The sequence below is a fragment of the Paraburkholderia sp. WC7.3g genome (genome assembly GCF_050436345.1).
Classification (GTDB): domain Bacteria; phylum Pseudomonadota; class Gammaproteobacteria; order Burkholderiales; family Burkholderiaceae; genus Paraburkholderia; species Paraburkholderia podalyriae.
This window is the reverse complement of record NZ_JBNDMA010000004.1, coordinates 1,302,122-1,310,908: the sequence shown is the minus strand read 5'-3', so window position 1 is coordinate 1,310,908 and position 8,787 is coordinate 1,302,122. Positions and strand designations below refer to the sequence as shown.

Here is an 8,787-nt window from a genome sequence, read left to right as displayed (position 1 = left end):
GCCGAGATGAGCAAAAACGTCGACACTATCTATTACCTCACGCCGCTGCAACGCGGCATGCTGCACCATTCGCGCATGGATCCGGAATCGGGCGTATATGTGGAGCAGTTCTCGTGTGTACTCAAAGGATCGTTCGATATCGAGCGCTTCAGGCATGCGTGGGAGACCGTCGTCCATCGTCATGATGTCCTCAAGACGCTGTTCATTCGCCTGCATGAAGAAAGGCCCATGCAGGTGGTGAGAAAGAATGTCGTCTTGCCGTTCGAGACGCTGGACTGGAGTGGCTTCGACGTCGCCGATCAACAGCGATGCTTCGATATCCTGTTAGCCGAAGATCGGGCAAGGGGATTCGACTGGAGCGTGGCGCCGCTGATGCGGTTAACCCTTGCGGCGCTGGGACGGGACACATTCCGTTTTCTCTGGACTTACCATCACGCAATTCTTGATGGTTGGTCGATGCCGATCCTGCTCAACGAGGTGTTCCAGTTCTACGCGCGGCCGGACAACTTGCTGCCGGCTCCTTCGACGGACTTCCGGCACTACGTGGCGTGGCACCGTGTGCAGGACACTGCACAGGCTCGCAAATACTGGCAGGAAACGTTGAAGGGGTTTCGCACCCCGTTGAGCTTTTGTGCGTCGATGGCGCCAGCTTTGAGGCAGTTGAGCGACGGGCGGCGACGCCTCGCGACCGTGTCCCGCGCAATGTCGTCAGAGTGGACCACAGCAGCGACAAAGCTGTGCCGGGACAACAAGCTAACGATGAATACCCTATGCCAGGGAGCGTGGTCCGCGCTGCTCGGACGCTATTGTGATAGCGACGATGTAGTCTATGGCATGGTGATGTCGGGGCGTTCTTCAGAGATCGATGCCGTCAATGCAATCGCCGGGTTGTTCATCAACACATTACCGGCGCGCGTACGGCTTGATGGAGAGCTCGACACGATGGAATGGCTGCACCGCATTCAGTCGACTACGCAACAGGCCGAGCGCTTCGCCTATAGCTCGCTCACGGACGTGCTGCAATGCAACGCGCTGCCACGTCAACGCGCGCTGTTCGAATCGTTGTACGTCTTCGAGAACTATCCCGGTCAGGAAACCTTCGGCGCGGTGGCGACCGACTGCGGACTGGCGATCGAGGAATTGCATGCCGTCGAGGAAACAAACTATCCACTCGCGCTGATCGTCCTGCCGCAGGAGCCGCTGACATTCCAGCTGACCTATGATACGGCACGCTTCGACGGCTCAGCCATCTCGCGCATGGCTGATCAGTACCGCGCGCTCGTTGAAAGAATGCTGCTTGCTGAAGGATATCGCGTAGGCGATCTGCATCTGCAAGCCGCGTGCGTGTCGAGCTTTCATAAAAGCGCAGAGCTTCCCGCTCGAGCGGACTCGCTGCTTGCGATGATCGCCCGCCACGCCGACGTCACGCCCGACCGGCTGGCGTTCTCGGCGTCAGCAATCAAGTGCACGGGCAGTTCCACACTGACGCTGTCGGCCAGTCTCAGTTACTCGATGCTGCGTTCCCGGATCGTGCGGGCCATATGGCAATGGCACAGATTGGGATACCTGCCCGGTGATCGGGTGCTCGTGCTGTGCAAAGAGCCGGTGGCAGGCCTCGTGATACTGTTGTCCGGTCTTGCATATGGTGTCGACTGCGTACTGCCTGACCCAGAACTGAGCGTCGATACGCTGACGAGTTCGGCAAAAAAGGCGTGCGGCCCGGAACAGCTGCGTGGCTGCGTCAGCACCGCGAGTTCCGTGTCGATCCCAGGTATGCAATGCGACGTGTTCGTTGAGCGTGATCCGGTGGATGGCGATGGCGGCGAACGCGCCGGTGACTTGGCGATGCCCAGCGTGGCCGACTTTGCACGAGGAGCGTGCTCGTTGCTGGGCAGAAGTGAGTTGGGCGCATGGAAGCTGCTTCGCTACCATCAATCGCAGCTGGTCCGCGCGGCCGAATCGTTTTCTCGAACGTATCCCGCGAATTCAGCGCTCGACATGGCGCTATGCTGCTCGCCTCTCGCCCACTCGACGATATGGACAGCGCTGGCGGGCTTGTGCGCAGGCCTCTCCCTGCATCATGTAGCGTGTCCTGAGGAAGAAATGTTCCTGCCCATGTTGGCGTCACCGGACATGCATTGGCATAGCATCGTGTTGCTTTCGACGCATACGCGACGCATTGGCCGAGCTGCGGCAACGCTCGCAAGCAGGACGATCGACACCGATTACTGGATCACGGACGCCTGTGGACTCACCCAGCGCGACGCTCGACGTCTTGAGGCAATAGCGCCAGGGGCCCGAGTGATGCGCGAATTGCGCTGGCCAGCGCAGTCCCTTGCCCATTCGATGATGACGATGAACGATCCGGCAGACGCCAACAGCCCGGCGCCGACCGATGTCGGTTGGTCAGCTATCGGCACCGTCATTGGCGTGCTTGACAGGCATCTGCATCCTGCCGGGGTGGATGCGCGAGGCCATCTGGTCATTTCGGGTTGGACGGTTCCCGATATGCTGCTGAGCAACGGAAAGCCGGATCTCGATGCATGGATATCGACACGAGAGGGGGTTCAATTGCGCACCGGACTGCGCGCATGGATGACCGAGGCCGCGTGTCATACCGAACTCCCGAACGCCGAGGCCACGCTCGACACCTTGACTGAAGCTTGGGTGGAGCGGGAAAGTGAACTCGCCACCCGCGCTGCTGTATCCGAAGTGGCCATCGTCGAGCGTGTGTCAGATGCTGGCGATTGGGAGTGCGCAGTTTACTATAGCGGGCGCGACGACGAACCGACCGGGGAATACGCTGAGCGGATATGCGAGGCAAGCGAGTCGTGCGGGATTCACGCCTCGGCGTGCGTGGAGCTCAGCAAGTTGCCGCGCAATGAGTGCGGTGTGGATCGCCTGTCCCTGTTGCACGGCGATGTGGCACCGCTGCGCAAGGGGGCTGATCTGGCGCCGCGCGATGCCGTCGAATCCGCAATACACGAAATCTGGTCCGCGCTGCTGAATTGCGATCGAATCGGCATTCACGACAGCTACTTCGATCTCGGCGGCGATTCGTTGCAGGCCACGGTGATGTTGTACCAGATCGAGGAGAAGTTGAGGTGCAAAGTCGACATGGAAACGCTGCTTGGACGCCCCACGATCGCCGGTCTTGCCGAGGCGATTTCGAGCGGAAGTGACGGCGAAGGTCGAGCGCAGCTCGACTTGCCCGCAGATGCGATCCTGGAAGATGACATCGTTCCCGCGAACGAATATCGTCCTCGCGCCTACCAACAGGTTCTGCTCACAGGCGCAACAGGTTTCCTCGGCGTTCATCTCCTCGCAGAATTGCTGAAAAGTACGCAAGCAAGCGTACATTGCCTGGTGCGTGCGACTGACGAAGCGTCAGGATTCCGGAGGCTCGTCGACGCGCTCAAGGAACATGGTCTGTGGGATGAAAATCAGGCGGCGCGCATCGTTGCGGTGCCGGGCGACCTGGGCCTGGCGCGCCTCGGCATGTCAGAGCAGGCATTTTCGGCTCTGGCGCGCGATATCGACGCAGTCTATCACAACGGCGCGCTTGTCAATTTTGTCTACCCATACAGTAATCTCAAACAGGTCAACGTTGTGGCCACACGGGACGTCCTGCGCCTCGCGAGCCTGCACAGGACCAAGCCGGTGCACTACGTGTCGACTGTCGGCACACTCGACCGATTCGCCGAAACGATTCCCGAGACCCTTGCGGTTGGTTTGCACGACAGGCTGATGAGCGGCTACGAACAAAGCAAGTGGGTTGCTGAGCAAACCCTGTCGATTGCCGCCCAACGAGGCCTGCCTGTCACGATTTATCGTCCGTCACGCATTGTCGGTCATTCCGGAACTGGAAGGATGAACGTTGACGATCTCTTTTGCCGTCTCATCAAAGGCATCGTGCTATTCGGCAAAGCGCCGCGTGACACAGGCTTCGACAACATGCTTCCCGTCGATCTCGTCAGCCGCATCATCGTCAAGGCATCGCTACAGCCGACTGCGTCCGGCAAGGCCGTGCATGTGATTAACCCACAATGGAATTCCATGGACGCGCTGGTCGATTTCATCGAATCCGAGGGGTACGCCATTCAACGCATGGACTACGAAGGCTGGCTAGACGCGCTCACCGCTCACGTTCGGCACGACCAGACCCATCCGTTGGCGATGTTGATTCCGGTGCTCAAGAAATTGAACCCTGTGGTCGACCCGTCAGTCGGTCGCCAGCTTCCGATCGCGATCGATCATCTCAATCTGCTCGCAGGCGATGTTATCAGCGAAGGGGTAAGGCCGGCCAACGAATGGTTGCGCGTGTATTTCGACTACTTCTACAACACGGGCTATCTTGCGCGTCCGGCCAGCGGCCGGCGAGCGCCAGCATCATGCGGTAACACGCTGCCTCACGACGTGGTCGGGAATTAGTGATCTAGTTTGCGTGGGTGAAATTTCGAATCGAAGAAAATTTGAACAGGTCATCGCTGCTTCTACCACCCGCTGCAGTCTATATCCCTCGAAGAAGCTCAATCTGCCGCTGGTCGGCCGCATCTTCCTTGGTGCGACGGCGATCGTCACACCGCCTTTCATCGGCGGCGAGACGATCGTGATGCTCAGATCCGCGCTGGACCTCCTTCGTACGATGTTTATGACCTGACCTGACCTGACCTGACCTGAAGCGAGGCGCTCCCGTCGTTTGGACACGGCGCAGAGGACAAGCAACGCACAACCGGAACAGATATTGGTTGATTTCAATGAACGCCCATTTGCCCACGGCACTCCTACGCGCTGATACCCACATTGCTGTTGAAGCGAACGTAAGATTTCGAGACATTCCATACAACTACACATCTTTCTCTGATCGTGAGATCGTTGTTCGTCTTTTGAATGAGGCGGCATGGGACGCGCTTTTAGGCCTGCGCGCCGACCCGAAGTTCCGACAATCGCTGCGACTTCTCCACTTGCTGCTCGGCGATATCTGGGTCGTACGCCGCAATCCGTATCTGCAGGACGACCTGCTCGACAATCCGAAGCGCCGCGCGCTGCTGATCGAGGCGCTCAATCACCGCCTCCCCGAAATCGAGAAGCGCCGTCGCGCCGATCTGCGCGAACACGGCGACGAAGCTGGCGTCGAGCGCGCCGCGCGGGTCGAAAAGCTGGTGCAGGCCGCGCGCCGCGCGATCGACGAGTTCGCCAGCGAATTCCAGCAGACCTACGACCTGCGCCGCCGCGCGACGCGCGTGCTCGGCAAGGTCACGCAGAAGGACAACATCAAGTTCGACGGCCTGTCGCGCGTCTCACACGTGACCGACGCGACCGACTGGCGCGTCGAATACCCGTTCGTCGTGCTGACGCCGGATTCCGAAGCCGAGATCGCCGGCATGATCAAGGCCTGCTTCGAACTTGGCCTGACCGTGATTCCGCGCGGGGGCGGCACGGGCTATACGGGCGGCGCGGTGCCGCTCACGCCGTTCTCGGCCGTCATCAACACCGAAAAGCTCGAACAGCTCGGCCCTGTCGAAATGACCCAACTGCCGGGCGTCGATCGCAAGGTGGCGACGATCTTCTCGGGCGCGGGCGTCGTCACGCGGCGCGTGACCGAGGCGGCCGAGCAGGCCGGCTTCGTGTTCGCGGTCGACCCGACCTCGCTCGACGCGTCCTGCGTCGGCGGCAACGTCGCGATGAACGCGGGCGGCAAGAAGGCGGTGCTGTGGGGCACGGCGCTCGACAACCTCGCGTGGTGGCGGATGGTCGACCCGGAAGGAAACTGGCTCGAAGTCACGCGTCTCGCGCACAACATGGGCAAGATCCACGACATCGAAGTCGCGCGTTTCGAGCTCAAGTGGTTCGACGGCAACTACGCGCCGGGCGAGAAGCTGCTGCGCACCGAAGCGCTGGACATCAAGGGCCGTGTGTTCCGCAAGGAAGGCCTCGGCAAGGACGTCACCGACAAATTCCTGGCCGGTCTGCCAGGCGTGCAGAAGGAAGGCTGCGACGGGCTCATCACGTCGGCGCGCTGGGTGCTGCACAAGATGCCCGCGCATACGCGCACCGTCTGTCTCGAGTTTTTCGGCCAGGCGCGCGAGGCGATTCCGAGCATCGTCGAAATCAAGGACTACCTGTTCGAGACGTCGCGCCAGGGCGGCGCGATTCTCGCGGGTCTCGAGCATCTGGACGAGCGCTATCTGCGCGCGGTCGGCTATGCGACGAAGAGCAAACGCAACGCGTTCCCGAAGATGGTGCTGATCGGCGATATCGTCGGTAGCGATGCGGACGCGGTCGCGCAGGCCACGTCGGAAGTCGTGCGCATGGCCAACGGCAAGAGCGGCGAAGGTTTCGTCGCCGTCAGCGCCGAGGCCCGCAAGCGCTTCTGGCTCGACCGCAGCCGCACGGCCGCGATCGCCAAGCACACCAACGCGTTCAAGATCAACGAAGACGTCGTGATTCCGCTCGACCGCATGGGCGAGTACACGGACGGCATCGAGCGCATCAACATCGAGCTGTCGCTGAAGAACAAGCTGCAACTGGTCGACGCGCTCGAAGCGTTCTTCAAGGGCGGCAAGCTGCCCGAATTGATCAATGCGGGCAAGAGCGACGACGCGAACGAAATCCCGAGCGCCGAGCTGCTCGAAGACCGCGTGCAGCAGGCGCTCGATCTGCTCGCGCGGGTGCGCACCCGCTGGGAATTCGTGCGCGACAAGCTCGACCTGTCGCTGCGCGAGGCGCAGTACTATCTGGTTGGTCTCGGCTATGAATCGCTCGCCGAGCGGTTCGCCGACCGGGTCGACGCGCAACCCGACGCAACCGTGTTCCACCTCGCGCAGGACCGCACGATCCGCGTGTCGTGGAAGCAGGAAATCCGCGCCGAATTGCGGCAGATTTTCAACGGCGGCGAGTTCAAGCCGATCCTCGACGAAGCCCAGGCGATCCACAAGCAGGTGCTGCGTGGCCGCGTGTTCGTCGCGCTGCAGATGCACGCGGGCGACGGCAACGTCCACACGAACCTGCCGGTCAACTCCGACAACTACGAGATGCTGCAGGACGCGCACACGGCGGTCGCGCGCATCATGAAGCTCGCGCGTTCGCTCGACGGCGTGATCTCCGGCGAGCACGGCATCGGCATCACGAAGCTCGAATTCCTGACCGACGACGAGATCGGCGAATTCCGCAAGTACAAGCAGCGCGTCGATCCGCATGGCCGCTTCAACGCGGGCAAGCTGCTCGAAGGCGCGGACCTGCGCAACGCGTACACGCCGAGCTTCGGCCTGATGGGCTACGAATCGCTGATCATGCAGCAGTCCGATATCGGCGCGATTTCCGAGTCGATCAAGGACTGCCTGCGCTGCGGCAAGTGCAAGCCCGTCTGCGCGACGCACGTGCCGCGCGCGAACCTGCTGTACAGCCCGCGCAACAAGATTCTCGCTACGTCCTTGCTGGTCGAGGCGTTCCTGTACGAAGAGCAGACGCGCCGCGGCGTGTCGATCAAGCACTGGGACGAATTCAACGACGTCGCCGATCACTGCACCGTGTGCCACAAGTGCGTGACACCGTGCCCGGTGAAGATCGACTTCGGCGACGTGTCGATGAACATGCGCAACCTGCTGCGCAAAATGGGCAAGAAGAAGTTCAACCCGGGCAACGCGGCGGGCATGTTCTTCCTGAACGCGACGAATCCGCAGACCATCAACCTCGCGCGCACCGCGATGATGGGCGTCGGCTACAAGGCGCAGCGTCTGGGCAACGAGGTGTTGAAGAAGTTCGCGAAGAAGCAGACCGCGCATCCGCCCGCCACGGTCGGCAAGCCGGTGATCACGCAGCAGGTGATCCACTTCATGAACAAGAAGATGCCGGGCAACCTGCCGAAGAAGACCGCGCGCGCGTTGCTCGATATCGAGGACAACAAGATCGTCCCGATCATCCGCAATCCGAAGACGACCACCGCCGACACCGAAGCGGTGTTCTACTTCCCGGGCTGCGGCTCCGAGCGGCTGTTCTCGCAGGTTGGTCTCGCGACCCAGGCAATGCTGTGGGAGGCGGGCGTGCAGACCGTGCTGCCGCCGGGCTACCTGTGCTGTGGCTATCCGCAGCGCGGCTCGGGCCAGTACGACAAAGCCGAGCAGATCGTCACCGACAACCGCGTGCTGTTCCACCGCGTCGCCAATACGCTGAACTACCTCGACATCAAGACGGTGGTGGTGTCGTGCGGCACGTGCTACGACCAGCTCGCCGGTTACGAATTCGAAAAGATCTTCCCGGGCTGCCGGATCATCGACATTCACGAGTATCTGCTCGAGAAGGGCATCAAGCTCGATGGCGTGAACGGCGTGCGCTACATGTACCACGACCCGTGCCATTCGCCGATCAAGACGATGGACCCGGTCAAGCTCGTCAACCAGCTGATGGGTTCGGAGAAGGACGGCTACAAGATCGAGAAGAACGATCGCTGCTGCGGCGAATCGGGCACGCTTGCGGTGACGCGTCCCGACATCTCGACTCAGGTGCGCTTTCAGAAGGAAGAGGAACTGAAGACAGGCATTGAGCGTTTTCGTGCAGCGAAATTTGATGGCAACGTGAAGGTCCTGACCACTTGCCCTGCGTGTCTTCAAGGTCTTTCACGCTACTCGGAAGACATAGACGCTGCCTCCGAGTATATCGTTGTGGAGATGGCAAGGAAAATTCTGGGGGAGGACTGGCTCGCAAACTACATCAACCAGGCTACTCGAGGTGGTATTGAGCGTGTCCATATGTAGGTCGGTTAGTCGGGTCTTGTCATGCTGGAACTGG

3 protein-coding genes are annotated in these 8,787 nt (G+C 60.9%); all 3 read left to right on the top strand.

What is annotated here, in order from left to right; all coding sequences use genetic code 11:
• Positions 1–6 precede the first annotated feature (6 nt).
• The 3 genes from OKW43_RS39530 to OKW43_RS39520 all read left to right on the top strand — a co-directional run bounded on the left by OKW43_RS39530 (position 7) and on the right by OKW43_RS39520 (position 8,753).
• Complete coding sequence (locus OKW43_RS39530) at positions 7–4,431, top strand: thioester reductase domain-containing protein (RefSeq protein WP_429454117.1); 4,425 nt, start codon at positions 7–9, stop codon at positions 4,429–4,431.
• A gap of 13 nt (positions 4,432–4,444) precedes the next feature.
• The gene (locus tag OKW43_RS39525) at positions 4,445–4,660 is read left to right on the top strand and encodes a hypothetical protein (RefSeq protein ID WP_429454115.1); all 216 of its coding nucleotides are present in this window, start codon (positions 4,445–4,447) and stop codon (positions 4,658–4,660) included.
• Between the two features lie 97 nt (positions 4,661–4,757).
• Entirely contained in the window at positions 4,758–8,753 is a 3,996-nt protein-coding gene (locus OKW43_RS39520) for a DUF3683 domain-containing protein (RefSeq protein WP_429454113.1), read from the top strand.
• The last annotated feature ends 34 nt before the right edge of the window (positions 8,754–8,787 follow it).